This is a genomic window from Pseudacidovorax sp. NFM-22 (assembly GCF_021401245.1).
In the GTDB taxonomy this organism is placed as follows: Bacteria; Pseudomonadota; Gammaproteobacteria; order Burkholderiales; family Burkholderiaceae_C; genus Xenophilus.
This window is the reverse complement of the sequence record NZ_JACBFY010000014.1, coordinates 21931-39949: the sequence shown is the minus strand read 5'-3', so window position 1 is coordinate 39949 and position 18019 is coordinate 21931. Positions and strand designations below refer to the sequence as shown.

The 18019-nt window shown below is 71.0% G+C and carries 12 protein-coding genes; 6 read left to right on the top strand and 6 right to left on the bottom strand.

The genetic code is table 11. The features are described from left to right. Positions 1-14: 14 nt before the first annotated feature. On the bottom strand, positions 15-698 hold the full coding sequence (locus L0984_RS29450) for a phosphatase PAP2 family protein (RefSeq protein ID WP_234197962.1): 684 nt from the start codon (positions 696-698) through the stop codon (positions 15-17). A 91-nt stretch (positions 699-789) separates the two neighbouring features. Here L0984_RS29450 and L0984_RS29445 point away from each other — a divergent pair, with 91 nt between their 5' ends. The 3 genes from L0984_RS29445 to L0984_RS29435 all read left to right on the top strand — a co-directional run bounded on the left by L0984_RS29445 (position 790) and on the right by L0984_RS29435 (position 3280). Next, positions 790-1224: a DUF1841 family protein gene (locus tag L0984_RS29445; RefSeq protein ID WP_234197961.1), complete on the top strand. Its 435-nt coding sequence runs from the start codon at positions 790-792 to the stop codon at positions 1222-1224. Between the two features lie 48 nt (positions 1225-1272). Beyond that, a complete protein-coding gene (locus L0984_RS29440) occupies positions 1273-2259 on the top strand; it encodes a Bug family tripartite tricarboxylate transporter substrate binding protein (RefSeq protein WP_234197960.1) in 987 nt (328 codons plus the stop codon). Between the two features lie 145 nt (positions 2260-2404). Then, positions 2405-3280: an SGNH/GDSL hydrolase family protein gene (locus tag L0984_RS29435; RefSeq protein ID WP_234197959.1), complete on the top strand. Its 876-nt coding sequence runs from the start codon at positions 2405-2407 to the stop codon at positions 3278-3280. A gap of 62 nt (positions 3281-3342) precedes the next feature. On the opposite strand, the gene opgC is transcribed toward L0984_RS29435, so the two are convergent. Beyond that, on the bottom strand, positions 3343-4536 hold the full coding sequence (opgC, locus tag L0984_RS29430; RefSeq protein ID WP_234197958.1) for an OpgC domain-containing protein: 1194 nt from the start codon (positions 4534-4536) through the stop codon (positions 3343-3345). A 164-nt stretch (positions 4537-4700) separates the two neighbouring features. Here opgC and L0984_RS29425 point away from each other — a divergent pair, with 164 nt between their 5' ends. The 3 genes from L0984_RS29425 (at position 4701) to L0984_RS29415 (ending at position 13159) form a co-directional block, all read left to right on the top strand. Then, complete coding sequence (locus L0984_RS29425) at positions 4701-10691, top strand: alpha-2-macroglobulin family protein (protein WP_234197957.1); 5991 nt, start codon at positions 4701-4703, stop codon at positions 10689-10691. Between the two features lie 61 nt (positions 10692-10752). Beyond that, positions 10753-11022, top strand: a complete 270-nt coding sequence (locus L0984_RS29420) for a DUF2164 domain-containing protein (RefSeq protein WP_234197956.1) — start codon at positions 10753-10755, stop codon at positions 11020-11022. 127 nt (positions 11023-11149) lie between these two features. Next, positions 11150-13159, top strand: coding sequence for a peptidase U32 family protein (locus L0984_RS29415; RefSeq protein ID WP_234197955.1), 2010 nt, complete (start codon positions 11150-11152; stop codon positions 13157-13159). Positions 13160-13217: 58 nt separating this feature from the next. On the opposite strand, the gene L0984_RS29410 is transcribed toward L0984_RS29415, so the two are convergent. Genes L0984_RS29410 through tssF form a run of 4 tightly spaced genes read right to left on the bottom strand, consistent with a single transcriptional unit; the run spans position 13218 to position 17996 of the window. Beyond that, positions 13218-13793, bottom strand: coding sequence for a hypothetical protein (locus tag L0984_RS29410; RefSeq protein ID WP_234197954.1), 576 nt, complete (start codon positions 13791-13793; stop codon positions 13218-13220). After that, on the bottom strand, positions 13790-14869 hold the full coding sequence (locus L0984_RS29405; protein ID WP_234197953.1) for an ImpA family type VI secretion system protein: 1080 nt from the start codon (positions 14867-14869) through the stop codon (positions 13790-13792). The genes L0984_RS29410 and L0984_RS29405 overlap by 4 nt, the downstream gene beginning before the upstream one ends. A gap of 39 nt (positions 14870-14908) precedes the next feature. Then, complete coding sequence (gene tssG, locus L0984_RS29400) at positions 14909-16111, bottom strand: type VI secretion system baseplate subunit TssG (protein ID WP_370646231.1); 1203 nt, start codon at positions 16109-16111, stop codon at positions 14909-14911. A gap of 4 nt (positions 16112-16115) precedes the next feature. Beyond that, positions 16116-17996 carry a type VI secretion system baseplate subunit TssF gene (gene tssF, locus L0984_RS29395; RefSeq protein WP_234197952.1) on the bottom strand — a complete coding sequence of 627 codons (1881 nt, stop codon included), beginning with the start codon at positions 17994-17996 and terminating at the stop codon, positions 16116-16118. Positions 17997-18019: the final 23 nt, after the last annotated feature.

Genomic DNA, 18019 nt, shown 5'->3' with positions numbered 1-18019 from the left:
TGTAATGTCAATTTTCATGATAGTCGTTCGATCCGCGGGGCCTTGTCAGACTCGCGCCAACGCCACCGCAGCGAGGCGGCGGCGAACACCAGACCCAGCGCCGTGCCCCCCGCCACGTCCCAGGCCACATGCTGCCGGGTGGCCAGCGTGGACCAGGCGATGGCCAGCACCCAGGCCAGGTTCGCCAGCCGAAGCGACGCCGGCGCCCCCACGCGCCACAGCAGGTGCTCGATCCACACCGCCGTGAAGACGGAGATGGCCACATGCATCGACGGACAGGCATTGCCCGCCGCGTCGATGCCGGCCAGCAGCGCGAAGCCGGGTGCATCGGCACGGTCCAGCGGCAGCGGAGGAATCTGCGTGGGCCACAGGTAGAAGATCATCAGCCCGCAGGCGCACAGCGCCCCAGCCCAAAAGCCATAGACCAGAAGCGGCATGAAGCCGCGCAGCAGCCCCGGGGCGATGCCCACGTACAGCCACAGCGACAGGTAGGGCACCAGCGCAAGGGGCTCGAAGGGCACCCAGGCATCGACCCAGGTCAGCGGCATGACCAGGGGCGGCCGCGCCGGGTGGCGCAGCAGGTAGAAGTAGCCGATGAAGAACACCCACACCCAGATGGTGGTGCCGACGATCTTGAGCGGGGCGCGCTCGCGCATTCGGGAGCCCAGTTCGCGGGCCCAGGGGGGCAGGTTGGTCATCCGGACGGTGCAATGGGGAATCCGCGATCTTGCCTGATGCGCAAGACAGTCCCGCGGCGGCAGCGTGGTGGCCGGTGCTAACCTCGGCAGGATGTTCAATCCCACCCAGGAAGACGTACGGCGCTTCTTCTGCGCCGTCCACGCCAAGCACCGCGCCGGCCAGCCCATGGAGGCGCTCGAGATCATCGCCGCCGAGTGGATTGCGCAGCACCCCGAATACCACGCCGACCTGGCCGACGCCGATGCCGCCGTCGCCCGCGTCTACGACGGCAAGGACGGCCGCGAGAACCCCTTCCTGCACCTGTCGATGCACCTGTCGATCAGCGAGCAGTGCTCCATCGACCAGCCGCGCGGCATCCGCCAGGCGGTGGAACTGCTGGCCGCGCGCCGCGGCTCCCTGCTGGAGGCGCACCACGAGGCCATGGAATGCCTGGGCCGCATGATGTGGGAAAGCCAGCGCGCCGGCCGGCCGCCCGACGGCCACGCCTACGTCGACTGCGTCCAGCGCAAGGCGACGCGCGACTGAGCGCGGCTGCCGGATCTCCCCTCTTCCCTCCCTCGCCAAGAACGAGACATGCACAGCAAACGCCAATTTCTTGCCACCTCCGCCGCGCTAGCCGCCGGCAGCCTGCTGCCCGGCCTGGCCGGGGCCCAGGGCACCTTTCCGTCGCGCCCGATCCGCATCGTGGTGCCCAATGCCGCCGGCGGCGGCGCCGACCTGACGGCCCGTGCCGTGGGCCAGGCCATCGCCGGACCGCTGGGCCAGGCGGTGGTGATCGACAACAAGCCGAGCGCCGGGGGCATCGTCGCGGGCGAGACCGTCTCGCGCGCCGAGCCGGACGGCCACACCCTGCTGCTGATCTCCAGCGGCTCGGCCGTGAGCGCGGCGCTGTTCAAGACCATGCCCTTCGACACGCTGAAGGACTTCGCGCCCATTTCGCTGCTGGCCACCTTCGACCTGGTGATCGCCGTGGCCGGCAACAGCCGCTTCAAGACCCTGCCCGAGATGGTCAGCTGGGCCAAGGCCAATCCTGGCAAGCTCAACATCGGCACCCCGCAGATCGGCACCACACAGAACCTGGCGGCCGAGATGTTCAAGCTGACGGCCGGCATCGAGGCGCAGGTGGTGCCCTTCAACGGCACGCCGCCGGTGGTCACGGCCGTGCGCGGCGGCGAGATCGACGCCATGGTCGACATCCTGGGGCCGCTGGTGACCCAGATCTCGGGCAAGACGCTGCGCGCCCTGGCCGTGCTCGGCAAGGACCGCGCGCCCCAGCTGCCCGACGTGCCCGCCGCCCGCGAGACCGGCCCGGCCTTCGCCCAGATGAACCTGAGCTCCTGGAACGGCCTGGCCGCACCGGCCAAGACGCCGCCCGCCGTGGTGGATCGCCTGAGCAAGGAAGTCCAGGCCGCCCTCGCCAAGCCCGAGCTGGTGCAGCGCCTGCGCGACCTGAACCTCACGGCGCGCAGCAGCACGCCGCAGCAGGCACGCGACTTCCTGGCGGCGGACATCCAGCGCTGGAGCGACGTGATCGCCAAGGCCAAGATCCAGAAGCTCTGACGCGCAAGGGGCGGCCGTCGCCCGCGTGGCAAGTGCGGGAATGGTGGCCGTGCTGGCGCGTCGGCGACAGGCTGGCCTAACATCCTGCGCTTTTCGGACAGCTGTCAACCCATTGCGCTGCCGAGCGGTTGAATTCCTCGTGCCGATGACACTTCTGCCCCACCTTCCGTCCCGCCTCGGTGCGCGCGTGCGCCCGGTGGCCCTCGGTCTTGTCACCCTGCTGGCCGCCGCGTCGGCCCTGGCGCAGAGCCCGGTGGCCGTCGCCGCCAATGCGCCCTCGCCGGCCTACCTGGCGGCCCATGCGCGCTGGAAGGCTTCGCTCGACGCCTTCGAGAAGGCGGACAAGGCGGCCCTGCCGGCCGAGGGCGGCGTGCTCTTCGTCGGCAGCTCCACGGTGCGGATGTGGACCAACCTGGCCCAGGACTTCCGCAACTGGCCGGTGGTCATCAACCGCGGCTTCGGCGGCTCGACCATGGCCGACTGCAGCCTCTTCGTGCGCGACCTGGTGGTGCGCTACAAGCCCAGCCATGTGCTGGTCTACGCCGGCGACAACGACCTGGCCGAAGGCCGGACGCCCTTCCAGGTGCTGGAGGACTTCGCCCTCTTCGTCAACACCGTGCAGAACGAGCTGCCGGACACGCGCATCAGCTACATCTCGATCAAGCCCAGTCCGTCGCGGGCGCACCTGCTGCCCAGGATCCGCGAGACCAACGACATCATCGCGGCCTACCTGCGCACCCAGGCCAAGTCGGACTTCATCGACATCTTCAACCCCATGCTGGGCGCCGATGGGCAGCCGCGGCCCGAACTCTTCCTGCCCGACCGCCTGCACATGACCGAGGCGGGTTATCGCGTCTGGCATTCGGTGATCGCCAGCCAGGTGCAGCCGACGGCCGGGGCGCAGGCGGCGACGCCCGTGCAACCCCCGCCTGCGGTGGGCGCCACCAGCGCGGCGGCCGTACCCTCGGTGCCGGCGATGGCGCCGACGGGTGCAATGGCGACGGCCAGCCGGCCGCACTGACCGGCGGCACCCGGCCGGCCCTGCGTGGGTCCGGCCGCGGCCGGCAATCCAGGCGGCAGGCTTCAGGTCAGGCCGGCAGATCCGGCGGGCGCAATGGCCTTCGCCGATCCCAGGTCCTCGGGCGGCTGAACCGTCTCTTCGGGCGGCGCGGCATCCGCATTCTGGGTATAGCGCGCCACCGCCCACATCCACGCCAGCACCACGGCCAGCAGCAGCGTGTCGGCCCACCAGGGGCGCGAGGTCTGGCTGTCGCCGAAGATGGCCAGCACGGTCAGCACCGCCACCAGATGCGCGCAGAAGGCCGGCAGCGAGGCCCGGCCCAGCGTCTCCAGCCAGCGCACGCGCGGCAGCCAGCGGGCCCAGGTCGGGCCGAAGCGGATGGCGACGATGCCCAGCGCGATCAGGTTGAGCAGGCGCAGCGGCCCCAGCTGCCACTTGTCCACCCACAGGTTGCGCGAGATGTCGGCGCCGAAGGGCGCCTGGCCGTGCTCGCCGAAGTGGCGCCAGTACAGCCCCACCAGCGCCACCGCCACCGCCAGCAGCACCACCGCCCAGTGCAGCCGCAGCGGCCGGGCATGGGGCGCACTGCGTGTGAAGCCCAGCCACAGCCCACCGAACCACAGGAACTGCCAGGCATAGGCATTGAAGGCGCCCATCTCGTTGAAGGGCACCGGCAGGCCCGTCAGCGCGAAGGTCCAGCCGTAGAGCCATTCGCTCATCCCGTACTGCGCACCGATCCACAGTGCGGCGCTGGCCACCATGACCGCCGGCCAGCCCCAGCGCTGATGGCGCAGCGCGAAGGCCAGCACCCAGGGGCTCAGCAGCATGAAGAAGATGTACATCGGCAGGATGTCCAGCAGCGCCGGCTCGTAGATGAGCAGCAGGCCGAAGACGAAGCCTTCGGCCGGCTGCGCCAGGTACCAGGACACCAGGTTGGTGACCGCCGGCTCCATGCGCCGGATGCCCAGCGCCGTGATGACGGTGAACAGGAAGAGCAGCAGCGCCGCATGCGCGACGTAGATCTTGAGCACCCGCCGCCAGAAGGCGCTTCGCATCGACTCCACCCCGTCGCGCCGCGCATAGCGGCTGTAGACCAGCCCCGCCATGAAGGCCGACAGCAACACGAAACCCTCGGCCGCGGACACCCAGCCGAAGGGCTGGCCGAGCGGGTCGGTGAAGTGGGTGGGCAGATGGGTGACGGTCATCAGCACGAGCATCAGCCCGCGCAAGGCGTCGATTTCCCAGTGGCGTTTCATGAGGCGGGGGAGCGGCAGTCGGGCCTGAAGTGAAAGGGCTTAAGCCACCCACGCGCACGGCCTGCGAACGAGGGCGCGATTGTAGGAGGCGGCCGGTTCTGCGGCGGGCCCGCCACGGACATCCGCTAACCTGCCGGGTGCTTTCCGAGTCAGAGGGACAAGAAATGAGACTTGCACGACGCCTTCCGTCCGTGGCCGCCCTGCTCGCGGCCGGCCTGACGGCCCTGGGCGCCCAGGCCCTGCAGATCGGCAACCTGTCGCCCCAGGGCGAGGTGGCCCGCGTGCGGCAGGTGGTGGCCAGCTTCGACCAGCCCGCGGTGCGCTTCGGCGACGCGCAGGCGCCCGCGCCGCTCACCGTCAGCTGCGACAACGCCCAGGCGGCGCGCGGCAGCGGCCGCTGGACCAGCGACCGCCGCTGGGTCTGGACCTTCGAGGACGACCTGCCCGCCGGCGTGCGCTGCACCGCCACCCGCGTCGCCAACTTCAAGTCGCCCGCCGGCGATGCGCTGGCCGGCCCGCAGAGCTACGCCTTCAGCACCGGCGGCCCGGCGGTGCGCAACCACTGGCCCAGCTACGGCAAGATCGACGAGGAACAGCTCTTTTTGCTGCAGCTGACCGGCCCGGCGACGCCGCAGAGCCTGCAGGCCAACCTGTGGTGCGCGGCCGACGACATCGGCGAGCGCATTCCGGTCAAGCTGGTCGAGGGCGATCAGCGCGCGGCGCTGATCAAGGCCCGCGGCGTCGAAAGCCTGGCGAAGAAGGAGCCGCTGCGCTTCGTCGCCCTGCAGTGCAACCGCACGCTCACGCCCGGCAGCCGGGTGCAGCTGGTGTATGGCAAGGGCGTGGCCACGCCGTCGGGTGTCGCCAACTCGGTGGAAAAGCGCCTGTCCTTCGAGGTGCGCGAGCCCTTCGCCGTCAGCTTCAGCTGCGAGCGCGAGAACGCGCAGGCCGCCTGCCTGCCGCTGCGCCCGATGACGCTGAGCTTCAACGCGCCGGTCACCCGCAAGCTCGCCAGCCAGATCGAGGCCAAGGGCGGCGGCAAGACCATCCAACCGGTGCTGGAGGACAACGGCGGCGGCGACGATGCCGTGGTCGACTCGGTCACCCTGCCCGCGCCCTTCCCCGAGCGCACCGAGTTCACCATTTCGCTGCCCCGCGGCTTCCAGGATGCTTCCGGTCGCACGCTGGGCCAGGCCGACGCCTTTCCCATGAAGACGGCCACCGGCGCGATGCCGCCGCTGGCCAAGTTCGCGGCCTCGCCCTTCGGCGTGGTCGAGCGGCTGGCCGAGCCCAATGGCGTGGCGCTGATGCCCGTGACCGTGCGCCGTGTCGAACCCGCGCTGCGCGTGGAAGCGCTGACGCCCGGCAAGGTGAGCGACCTCAATCCGAAGACCGATGCCGAGATCATCGGCTGGTACCGCAAGGTGCAGCGCTACGACCAGACCACCATCGCGCGTGACCAGGCCCGCAAGGACAGCCGCGCCCCGCTGCCGCCCGTGGTGGACCGCGACAACGCCAAGCGCGTGGAGACCCGCGCCGTCTCGCTGCTGGCCAACCAGAGCGGCGCCCGGCAGTTGGACATGCCCAAGTCCGATGCCGGCGACGACCGCCCCTTCGAGGTGGTCGGCATTCCGCTCACGCCGGGCTTCCATGTGCTGGAGATCGCCTCCCGCAAGCTGGGCGAGGCCCTGCTGAACGAGGAATACGGCGCCAACCGCACGATGTACGTGCGCACCACGGCGCTCGCCACCAACCTGGCGGTGCACTTCAAGCTGGGCCGCGAGAACAGCCTGGCCTGGGTGACCACGCTCGACAAGGGCAAGCCGGTGGCCAACGCACAGGTGCGCGTGTCGGACTGCCGCGGCAGGGAAATCGCCACCGCCCGCACCGACGCCAACGGCCTGGCCCGGCTGGCCGACGTGCCCTCCGACCCGACGAGCTGCTCGGGCGACGATGACTACTACAGCGAGGCCGCCTGGTTCGTCAGCGCCCGGGCCAAGGACGACAAGGGCGTGGAAGACCTGGCCTTCGTCTGGAGCAACTGGCAGCGCGGCATCGAGCCCTGGCGTTTCAACGTGCCCACCAGCATGGACATGCAGCCCGATGTGGTGGCGCACACGGTGCTCGACCGACCGCTGTTGCGCGCCGGCGAGACGGTGTCGATGAAGCACCTGATCCGCACCCAGACGGCGCAGGGCTTCGGCCTGCCGACCGACCGGCCGGGCCAACTGGTCATCACGCATGTGGGCAGTGGGCAGGAGTTCACCCAGCCGATCAACTGGCGCTCGACCGGCACCGGCGGCCTGAGCGCGGAGAACACCTTCCAGGTGCCGCCCGCCGCCAAGCTGGGCGTCTACCAGATCGAGCTGCGCAGTGGCTCGGCGCCGCAGCGCGGCGAGGCCGAGGAAGACGGCGAGCGCAGCGGCCGCAGCTATTCGACCGGCCAGTTCCGCGTCGAGGAATTCCGCCTGCCGGTGCTGGAAGGCCGCGTGGCGCCCGCCGACAACAAGCCGCTGGTCGCGGTCACCAGCCTGCCGGTGGCGGTGCAGGTGAACTACGTCTCGGGCGGACCGGCCACCAACCTGCCGGTGCGCGTCTCGGCCATGGTGCGCGGCATGGTGCCCAACTACCCGGACTTCGATGGCTTCAGCTTCTCGCCGCCGCGCAAGGCCGGGGAGCGCTCGTCCAGCAGCGACGAGGAGCAGCCCGAGTCCACGCAGGACACCCGCGTCGTCGCCGACAAGCTGCCCCTGACGCTGGACCGCAGCGGCGCCGGCCGCGTCACCATCGACAAGCTGCCCGCCACGGCCGACACCGGCCCGCGCGAGCTGCTGCTCGAAGCCAGCTACGCCGATCCCAACGGCGAGGTGCAGACGCTGCGCAGCACGCGCACGCTGTGGCCGGCCGCCGTGGTCGCCGGCATCAAGACCGAGGGCTGGGTCTCCACCGACCGGCAACTACGCTTCCAGGCGCTGGCGCTGGACCTGGCGGGCAAGCCCCAGCCCAATGCCAAGATCAAGGTCGAGGCCGTCGCCCGCATCACCACCACCAGCCGCAAGCGCATGGTGGGCGGCTTCTACACCTACGACAACAAGACCGAGGTCAAGCCGCTGGGCACCGTCTGCAACGGCCAGAGCGACAGCCGCGGCCTGCTGCTGTGCGAGGCGCAGATCAAGGAGGCCGGCGAGGTCGAGCTGGTCGCCACCGCCACCGACGGCGAGGGCCGCGCAAGCCGCGCGTCCGGCTCGGTGTGGGTGACCAGGCAGGGCGAGCTGTGGTTCGGCGGCGAAGACAACGACCGCATCGACGTGCTGCCCGAGAAGAAGACCTACCAGCCCGGCGAGGTCGCCAAGTTCCAGGTGCGCAGCCCCTTCCGCTTTGCCACCGCGCTGGTGTCGGTGGAGCGCGAGGGCGTGCTCGACACACAGGCGGTGCAGCTCAACGGCCAGGACCCGACGGTCAACCTCACCATCAAGCCCGAGTGGGGCCCGAACGTGTACGTCAGCGTGCTGGCCCTGCGCGGCCGGCTGCGCGAGGTGCCGTGGTATTCCTTCTTCAGCTGGGGCTGGAAGGCGCCGCGCGAATGGTGGACGGCCTTCTGGGTCGAGGGCCGCGAGTACGTGGCGCCGACGGCGATGGTGGACCTCTCGAAGCCGGCCTACCGGCTGGGCGTGGCCGAAATCCGCGTCGGCACCGAGGCGCACCGCCTGGACGTGAAGGTGGCCACCGACCAGCCCAAGTACACCGTGCGCGGCAAGGCGCAGGTGACCATCACCGCCCGCCTCCCCGATGGCAAGCCCGCCGCCGGCGCCGAGGTGGCGCTGGCCGCCGTCGATCAGGCGCTGCTGGAGCTGATGCCCAACGACAGCTGGAAGCTGCTCGACGCCATGCTGCAGCGGCGCAGCTGGGGCGTGTCGACCTCGACCGCGCAGATGGAGATCGTCGGCCGCCGGCACTACGGCAAGAAGGCCGTGCCCGCGGGCGGGGGCGGCGGCAAGGCCGCCACGCGCGAGCTGCTGGACACGCTGCTGCTGTGGAACCCGCGCGTGGTGCTGGACGCCAACGGTCAGGCCACGGTGACGGTGCCGCTCAACGACGCGCTCACCACCTTCCGCATCGTGGCGGTGGCCGACTCGGGCACCAACCTGTTCGGCACCGGCGAGGCCACCATCCAGAGCACGCAGGACCTGCAGATCATCAGCGGCCTGCCGCCCCTGGTGCGCGAGGACGACGCCTACCGCGCCCAGTTCACGCTGCGCAACACCACGGCCAAGCCGATGAAGGTGGAGGTGTCGCCGCGCGCCACGCTGCTGACGCTGGCGCCGCGCACGGTGGACATCCCGGCCGGCGAATCGCGCGAGCTGGCCTGGGACGTGACCGCGCCCGCCCAGCTCGGCCAGACGCGGGCCGAGGCCATCCTGTGGGAGATCGAGGCCAAGGACGTTTCGGGCAACGCGCGCGACGCGCTCAAGGCCAGCCAGCGCATCCTGCCCGCGGTGCCGGTGACGGTGCAGCAGGCCACGCTGGCGCAGATCGATGGCCTATTCACGCTCGACGTGCAGGCGCCCGCCGGCGCCCTGCCCGGCCGCGGCGGCATCCAGCTGGCGCTGCAGCCCCGCCTGGCCGAGGGGCTGCCTGGCGTGCGCGACTGGTTCGCGCGCTACCCCTTCGCCTGCCTGGAACAGAAGACCAGCAAGTCCATCGGCCTGCGCGACGGCAAGCTGTGGCAGTCGGTGGCGGCGCAGATCCCCGGCTACCTGGACGGCGACGGCCTGGCGAGCTACTTCCCGCCGCAGGGCGGCGATGCCAACCGCGGCAGCGACATCCTGACCAGCTACCTGCTGGCCGCGACCCACGAGGCGGCCGGACTGGACCCGGCCTTCGTCCTGCCCGAGGCCGTGCGCACGCCGATGGAGAACGGCCTGATCGCCTTCGTCGAAGGCCGCATCCAGCGGGACTTCTGGAGCCCGCGCAAGGACCTGGACGTGCGCAAGCTGGCGGCGCTGGAAGCGTTGTCGCGCTACGGCCGCGCCACCGGCGCCATGACCGGCAGCCTGACCATCGCGCCCAACCAGTGGCCCACCAGCGCCGTGATCGACTGGATCAACGTGCTGCGCCGCGTGAAGGACGTACCCCAGCGCGAGCAACGCCTGCGCGAGGCCGACCAGGTGCTGCGCGCACGCCTGTCGTACCAGGGCACCAAGCTGATCTTCAGCACCGAGCAGGACGACTACTGGTGGTGGCTGATGGCCGGCGGCGACGTCAACACCGCGCGCCTGCTGCTCACCGTGATGGACGACCCGGCCTGGAAGGACGACCTGGGCCGCATCGCCGCCGGCTTCATCGGCCGCCAGCAGCGCGGCGCCTGGGCCACCACCACGGCCAACCTGTGGGGCGGCCTGGCGCTGGAGAAGTTCAGCCGCGCCTTCGAGAGCGCACCCGTGACGGGCGTGACCGGCGCCACCCTGGGCGATGCCAAGGCCCAGGTGGACTGGGCCCGCGTCGAGCGCGTCAAGGCCAGCGACCCGACGGGCGCGCCGCATCAGGCCAGCGCCATCGGCGCCCCGGCCGCCGCGGGCATGCTGCGCAACAACACCATGAGCCTGCCCTGGCCGGCCGGCGAGGGCCGCGGCACGCTGCTGGTCACGCAGCAGGGCAGCGGCCGGCCGTGGCTCACGGTGCAGTCGATGGCCGCCGTGCCGCTGACGGCGCCGGTGGCGGCGGGCTACACCCTCAAGAAGACCATCACGCCGGTCGAGCAGGCCACCGCCGGCCGCTACAGCCGCGGCGACGTGCTGCGCGTGGCGCTGGAGGTGAACGCCAGCACCGACATGACCTGGGTGGTGATCAGCGACCCGATCCCGGGCGGCGCCACCATCCTGGGCAGCGGGCTCGGCCGCGATTCGCAGATCGCGACGCAGGGCGAGAAGTCGGCCTCGGGCCGCGCCGCCCCGGCCTTCGAGGAACGCAGCTTCGAGGCCTTCCGCAGCTACTACGAGTACCTGCCCAAGGGCGTGGTGAAGATGGAATACACCGTGCGCCTGAACAACGTCGGCGACTTCGCCCTGCCGCCCAGCCGCGTCGAGGCGATGTACGCGCCGGAGATGTACGGCATGGTGCCGAATGCGCGGATGAAGGTGGAGGCCAAACAATGAGCGCCCCCCGGCCCCTCCGAAGGGCGCTCGCACCGTAGCGCGCCAGCGCGGAGGCTTTTGAATGACCATCGAGATCGAACGGGACCAGCGCCAGCAGGCCGTGGCCTCCATCGAGCGCTACTTCGCCGAGAACATGGAGGAGCGCATCGGCAACATCGCCGCTGGCGCCCTGCTCAACTTCTTCCTGGAGGAGATCGGTCCGCTGGTCTACAACCAGGCGGTGGCCGAGGTGCAGGAGCGCCTCGCCCAGCGCGTGGCCGAGATCGACCTGGAGGTGCACGAGGACCCGTTCACCTACTGGCAGAAGCAGGGCAAGGCCAGGCGCAAGTAAATCGGCCGCCGGGCTTTGCTCCCCTCTCCCCTTGCGGGAGAGGGAGCAAGACCAGGCATGGCGATCAGGTCCAGCGCGTTTCCAGCCGTGCCCCACGGCACGCCCACGGGGATAATCCGCGGCCACCATGTCGCTCCTGCCCCACCAGCTCGAACTGCTCTCCCCTGCCCGCGACGCCGACATCGGCATCGAGGCCATCAACCATGGCGCCGATGCCGTCTACATCGGCGGCCCGGCCTTCGGCGCACGGGCCGGCGCGGGCAACGACATGCAAGGGCTGGAGCGGCTGATCCGCCATGCGCACCGCTTCGGCAGCCGCATCTTCATCACGCTCAACACCATCCTGCGCGACGACGAGCTCGAAGCCGCGCGCCGCATGGCCTGGCAGGTGTACGAGGCCGGGGCCGATGCGCTGATCATCCAGGACATGGGCCTGCTGGAGCTGGACCTGCCGCCCATCCAGCTGCACGCCAGCACCCAGACCGACATCCGCACGCCCGAGAAGGCGCGCTTCCTGCAGGACGCCGGCCTGTCGCAGATCGTGCTGGCGCGCGAGCTGACGGTACAGCAGATCGCCGCCGTGCGCGCCGCCACCGACCCCAGCCGCTGCACCATCGAGTTCTTCATCCACGGGGCGCTTTGCGTGGCCTACAGCGGCCAGTGCTACATCAGCCATGCCCACACCGGCCGCAGCGCCAACCGCGGCGACTGCTCGCAGGCCTGCCGCCTGCCCTACCAGGTGATCGACGACGCGGGCCGCTTCGTGGCGCACGACAAGCATGTGCTGTCGATGAAGGACAACAACCAGTCCGACAACCTGCGGGTGCTGATCGACGCCGGCGTGCGCAGCTTCAAGATCGAAGGCCGCTACAAGGACATGGCCTACGTCAAGAACATCACGGCCCACTATCGCCGGCTGCTGGACGGGATCGTCGAGGAGCGCGAAGGCGGCGCCGCGCCGCTGGCCCGCGCGTCCAGCGGCAGCACCCGCTTCTTCTTCGACCCGGACCCGGAACAGAACTTCAACCGCGAGTTCACCGACTACTTCGTCAACGGCCGGAAGCAGGACATCGGCGCCTTCGACACGCCCAAGAACCCCGGCCGCGCGATCGGCTGGGTCACGCAGACGGGCCCCAACTGGTTCGAGCTGGAGACCGCCGACCACGCCGCCGTGCTGCACAACGGCGACGGCCTGTGCTACTACGACCTGCAGCGCGAGCTGGTGGGCGTGGCCATCAACCGCGCCGAGTCAGTGGGCAAGCCGGGCGCTGGCAAGTGGCGCGTGTTCCCCAAGGACCCGATGGAGGGCTTCAAGGACCTGCGCCGCGGCACCGAGCTCAACCGCAACCGCGACATGGACTGGGTGCGCATGCTCGACAAGAAGTCGAGCGAACGCCGCATCGGCCTGTGGGCGCACCTGGCCGAGACGCCCGAGGGCTTGGCGCTGACGCTGACCGACGAGGACGGCTTCGTCGGCGCGGCCGACCTCACGCTGCCGCACGAGCCCGCCAGCGATGCCGCCAAGGCCGAGGCCAGCCTGCGCGACCAGTTGGGCCGCTTCGGCAACACCGTGTTCGAACTCATCGACCTGCAGCTGGCGCTGTCGCAGCCGTGGTTCGTGCCGGCCTCTCAGCTCAACGCGCTGCGGCGCGAGGCGACGGAGGCGCTGGAGTCGGCGCGCGCCGTGGGCTTCCAGCGTCTGCCGCGCGCCCAGCCGGTGGAGCCGCCCGTGCCCTACCCCGACGATTCGCTGAGCTACCTGGCCAACGTCTTCAACCAGAAGGCCCACGACTTCTACGCCCGCCACGGCGTGAAGGTGATCGACGCCGCCTACGAAAGCCAGGAAGAGGAAGGCGAGGTCAGCCTGATGATCACCAAGCACTGCGTTCGCTTCTCGCTGAGCCTGTGCCCCAAGCAGGCCAAGGGCGTGATCGGCGTCAAGGGCACCATCAAGGCCGAGCCGCTGCACCTGGTCAACGGCAAGGAGAAGCTCACCCTGCGCTTCGACTGCAAGCCCTGCGAGATGCACGTGGTGGGCCGCATGAAGCGCTCGGTGCTGCAGCAGCACCGCAAGGAGATGGAGGCGGTGCCGATGCAGTTCTATCGCACGCGGCCGGTGCCCGGCATCGGGCACTGAGCCACGACGTCCGCACCGGCCGATCCTGACGGAAGCCGGGCCGCGGCGCAGAGCGGGCTCAGAGCCGCTTCACCGGCAGACCGGCCGGGGGCCGCAGCGGCGGCTTCACGCGCCGCGAGGGCGGTGGGAGGTCGGCAGGCAGGGCGTCGATCTCCGCGTCGCTCAAGTGCGGCAGTGCGCGCGGGGCCTGCGCACCATCAGCCGCGGCCGGCCCGGCACTGGCCGGCCCGAGCGGCGGCGCCACGCCGGGGCCGGCGGTGGGCGGCCATGCGGGGGCGACGGACGCCGGTGCGGGCGCGGGGGGCATTGGCGGGGCGGGCATCCAGCCATAGGCGGCCAGGGCGCCGCGCAGCACCTCACGCAACTCGGCCGCATGGTGCGCATCGCGCTCCGCCTGTTCGCGCGCATGGAACTCCAGTTCGACCTGAAGGGCCTGCTGCACGCTCTGCGGCAGGCGTTGCTGCTCCTGGCGCAGGGCGGCGATCTGCGCGGCGAGGCGCTCTTCCACCATGCGTGCGGCACCCGCCTGCAGCTTCCGCCAGAAGACGGCCAGGGCGAGCGCCGCCCCCAGCGCGCCGCCGGCACCGGTCAGCAGCAAGCCCAGGGCGATGATGACGCCTTCGTCGAGGTTCATGGCCGGCCTCCCCGTGACGTCTCGTGTTCAGCGGCGGCCTCCCACTGGCGCAGCAGGTCCAGCGGCACCCAGTCGGCCACTTCGCTGAAGCGCCGCCCCACCATGCGCTCCGCCTGCCGCAGCAGTGCCGAGACGGGGCTGCTGGGTTCATGCAGCTCGAACCAGTCGCGCACCTGGCGGATGGCGGCGAGCGCATCGTCGCGCGTGACCGGTCGCAGGCCCGCGGCCAGCGGCGGTCGGCGCAGGTCCACCACGGCGGGCGTCGACGTCGCCGCCGGCGAAGGCGGCACGGCGGTCATGGCGTCGAGTTCATCGGCCGCGGGCACGAAGAGCGCCAGCATGCGCTGCAGGGGCAGGAGGTCGGGCGCCTGATCGCCCAGATGGCTGCGGCACCAGGCCGCGATGGTCTGCACATGGCGGCAGGCGGCGGCCAGCTGGTGCACCGGCACGTCGGGATCGCCCACGGCCGCCCCGCGCAGCGCGGTCAGCTGTCGGCGCACCGACTCCGGCGACCGTGCATCCTCGGGCCGCGGCACCGCCAGGGCTCGCTCCACATCGCGCACGGTCAGGCGCACGCCGGCCCCGGTGTCGAGCGCGATCTCGCGCACGTCGCCCACCAGGCCCTCTGGATCGGCCAGTGCCGCCAGCGCATTGGCGCGCACCGCCGGCTCGGCCTCGCCGTCGATGACCGGCTGCGGATGGATCGTGTCGGGCCAGGCACGCAGGGACTGCACCAGCATGTCCAGGCCCTGCAGCAGCCCCGCCGCCTGGCCCAGGCGGGTGCGTGCGCGGGTGAGGCAGATGATCAGGTGCAGGTCCTTGGTGCGCAGCAGCAGCCGGCGGCAATCGCGCTCGACCTCGGCCCAGTTGGGGCCTTCGGGCGTGTCGACGAAGCTGCCGTACTGCGCCTCGCCCCGCGGCTGCAGGCGCGTCCAGAGCATGGCGTACTCCGGGTCGTACTCCAGGTTGGGACCGCAGGGTTCGATGTCGCTGACGGGCAGCAGCCAGTCGGCCGAGGCGCCGAGGGCGTGGCGAGCCCCGGCCAGCGGCGCGGAGTGGGGGACGGCGAGGGTCATGGGAAGGAACGGAAGAACGGGGAAATGAGGCGGCGTCGGTCAGGCCGGGAGATAGCGTTCGGGCTCGAAGATCATTCCCACGGCGTAGTCCTTCTCGGGCCCGGCACGGGATGCCGCGCGTGGCCGGCCGCGCGGCGGGGCGGCGTCATGGTCGGGACCGGCCGCGCCGGCCGACGGCGCGGGCATGCCGGCAAGGCCCAGCCAGGTCGTCCAGCCGAGGCGCTCGCCGTCTTCCAGCCGGGCGGGCGGCGCGCTGTCGCGCAGGACGCGCAGCTCGACCTCCCAGGCGAACTCGAAGCCGACGAAGCCGCGCACCCACGCGATCAGCACCGGCAGGTCGGCCCCTCCCGGCGTGAAGCGCAGGTACTGCTGCAACGACAGGGGGCCGATCACCAGCCGGAACTTGTTCTGGCGGTCGGGCACTTTCTCGCCAGCGATGGCGCCCTGGCCCAGCAGTGCGGCCTCGTTGGCCTGGCCGAGCCGGCTGCAGTCCGGCTTCTCGATGTCGATCCAGTGCATCACGAACTCCTGGAGCTCGACATGCACCTTGAAGAAGTGGGCCAGGGTCGCCGCCAGCCCCGCCGGGTGGCGGGTGCCACCGGCCAGGTGCGGGGCGGCCGAGAGCCGGGCATGCACGGGCAGCGGCCCCTCCTGGATCTCGCCCAGCTCATGCCCGGTGAGCCACGCCACGTACCGGCTGAAGCGCTCGTCGTCCGGCCGGTCGAGCCCGGCCGCCGACTGCCCTTCGGCCCAGGCGCGGTAGACCAGGCTCAGGTAACGGTGGTGGAACAGGTCGAGGAAGTCCGCCAGCGTTGGGTCGCCGAGGTTCTCCCAGCGCTCGCGCACGATCTCGGTGTAGTGCAGGGGCAGCGGACCGTTGGGCCCCAGCAGGCCCAGGCCGAAGACACGCACGGCGGGCAGCGCCGGGTTGTTGCCCCGTCGCGGATGGGCGCCCGCATAGGGCGCGGCCGTGGCGCGTGTCGGCAGCACCGCTTCGGCGATCTCGCGCGGCGCAAAGGCCAGCGAGGCGCGCTGGCCCAGCCGCACTGGCTCCTGCTGTGGCCGTTGCGCATGGCCGATGCGGGGCAGCGCCGGATGCAGGGCACCCAGGCGCCGAAGCAGCGGCAGGAAGCCGAACTTCCAGGGCTGGCGGCTCAGGGCCTCCAGCAAGGCATGGGCACGGGCCGCGGCGGGTTGCTGTCCCATGCCGGCTGCCGGCTCCGGGTCGGTCGCTTCAGCCATGTGCCTAGACGATGCCGCGGCCGCCCATGCGCACCGGCCACTGAGCCACCAGGCCGCGCTGCATCGACTCCAGACGGGTCTGCGTGAAGACGTTGATGCTGACGTGCCGCGCCAGGTACTGCTCCAGCACCAGCCCGAACAGGTAGGGGCTGGCGCCCGAGAAGCCCTGCTCGTCCACGGTCAGGGTGCACTGCACGCCACGCCCGTACACCAGCGGACCGCTGCCGGGCAGGCGGCGGGTCACGGGCTCGATGCGCGAGCCCACCAGGCTGTCGATCTGGCGCAGCTGCGACTCGTCCGCGCCGTTCACGAACAGCCGCAGCAGGTCCCGCAGGCCCTGCGCCCCCGGACGATGGCCGATGTCCGCCAGCGGCAGGTGGTTGAAGTTGAGCTGCCGCACCAGCCGCCACGCGAACTCGCGCTCCGCGAACGGCGGCTTGGGCAGGCTGGGCGGGCGGATCAACCCCACCGCCTCCACCGGAATCGAATCGGCCACGCGCAGATCCGTGCGGCCGTTGCGCGGCATGAGCGCCGGCAGGTCGCGGTTGGTGAGCAGCGCCCGCAGCGACAGGTAGCGGATGGCCTCGGGATAGGGCGCCTCGTTCTGGTCGACGAGCGAGATGAACACCTCGGTGCCGACGTAAGGGGTGCGCGTGCCGTAGCGGCGCGCCGTGTCCGACGCGGTGCGCGCCTCGCGGCGGACGCTGAAATAGCGGCCATGGTTGCCTTCGTCCTCGTTGAGGCTCTGGTAGAGCGGCCGGAACTCCACACCGGCCGTGGTGCGGGCCTGGTGGCCTTCGACGGACCGGATGGCGTAGACCTCGAAATCCAGCGGCCGCGAGCGATCGGGCACCACATGGAACTCGGGCTGGGCGGCATTCATCTCGAGCCGGTCGGTGCGGCGCTCGAAGAGGTTGGCCACCGGCGTGCAGAAGAGCGCGAACTGCCCCTTGTCCACCACGGCCGCCAGCGCGCCGGGCGGCCGGCTCAGCAGCACGACGATCTCCAGCTCGTTGTGCGCCACTTGCCTCACGCCCGGCCCGAGCCCCGCCAGCGAGAAGAAGTAGAAGCGCTCCGGACAGGCGAAATACTCGTGCAGCAGGTTGTGGCCGTGGAAGCTGCGCCATTCGAGCGGCAGCAGGCCCTGTCCCGGCTCCAGCCCATGGTGGACCAGGGCCTGGGACGTGACCGCATGGGGCCGCACCAGCAACTGGCCCGGCGGCCCGGTGAACGACGCCACGGCCGACGTGTGCAGCAGCTCGAACACATGCGATGCGACCGACGGGTCGCCGCACAGGTACACCGGCAGGCTGTCGAAGCCCGCCAGGTCCTGGAAGCGCAGATCGCCCGCCGTCCTCAGGCGCAGTCGGAGCGCACCGGCCACCTGCACATGGGCCGGCAGATGCCGCTCCAGGCCGGGCAGATCCGGTGGAGCGCCCGTGAGCCGGGCATCCACGATCTCGATCGGCCAGAGCGTGACATCCTGGCCGGACCGGAACTCGCAAGGCGTCTCCTCACCGGCCGGCACCTGTCCGTGAAAGGCCGTGCCCCGGGGCACCACGAAGCCACGCGCAAGATCGCCCTCCTGGTAGTTGGGGTGGAGTTGTGCGACCGCCATCGACGGCGTGGGCGCCAGATAGTTGGGGTAGAGCACCTCCAGCAGCCGCTGGGTGAAGCGCGGGAACTCGGCGTCCAGCTTGATCTGCATGCGCGCCGACATGAAGCAGAAGGCTTCGATCAAGCGCTCCACATAGGGATCGGCCACCTCGATGCCGAGCATGCCGAGCCGGCCTGCGATCCTGGGATGCGACGCCGCGAATTCGCGCGCCGTTTCCCGCATGTAGACCAGTTCCCGGTTGTAGTAATCGAGCAGTTGGGGATCCATGGTTCCTCACGCCACGCAGCAGG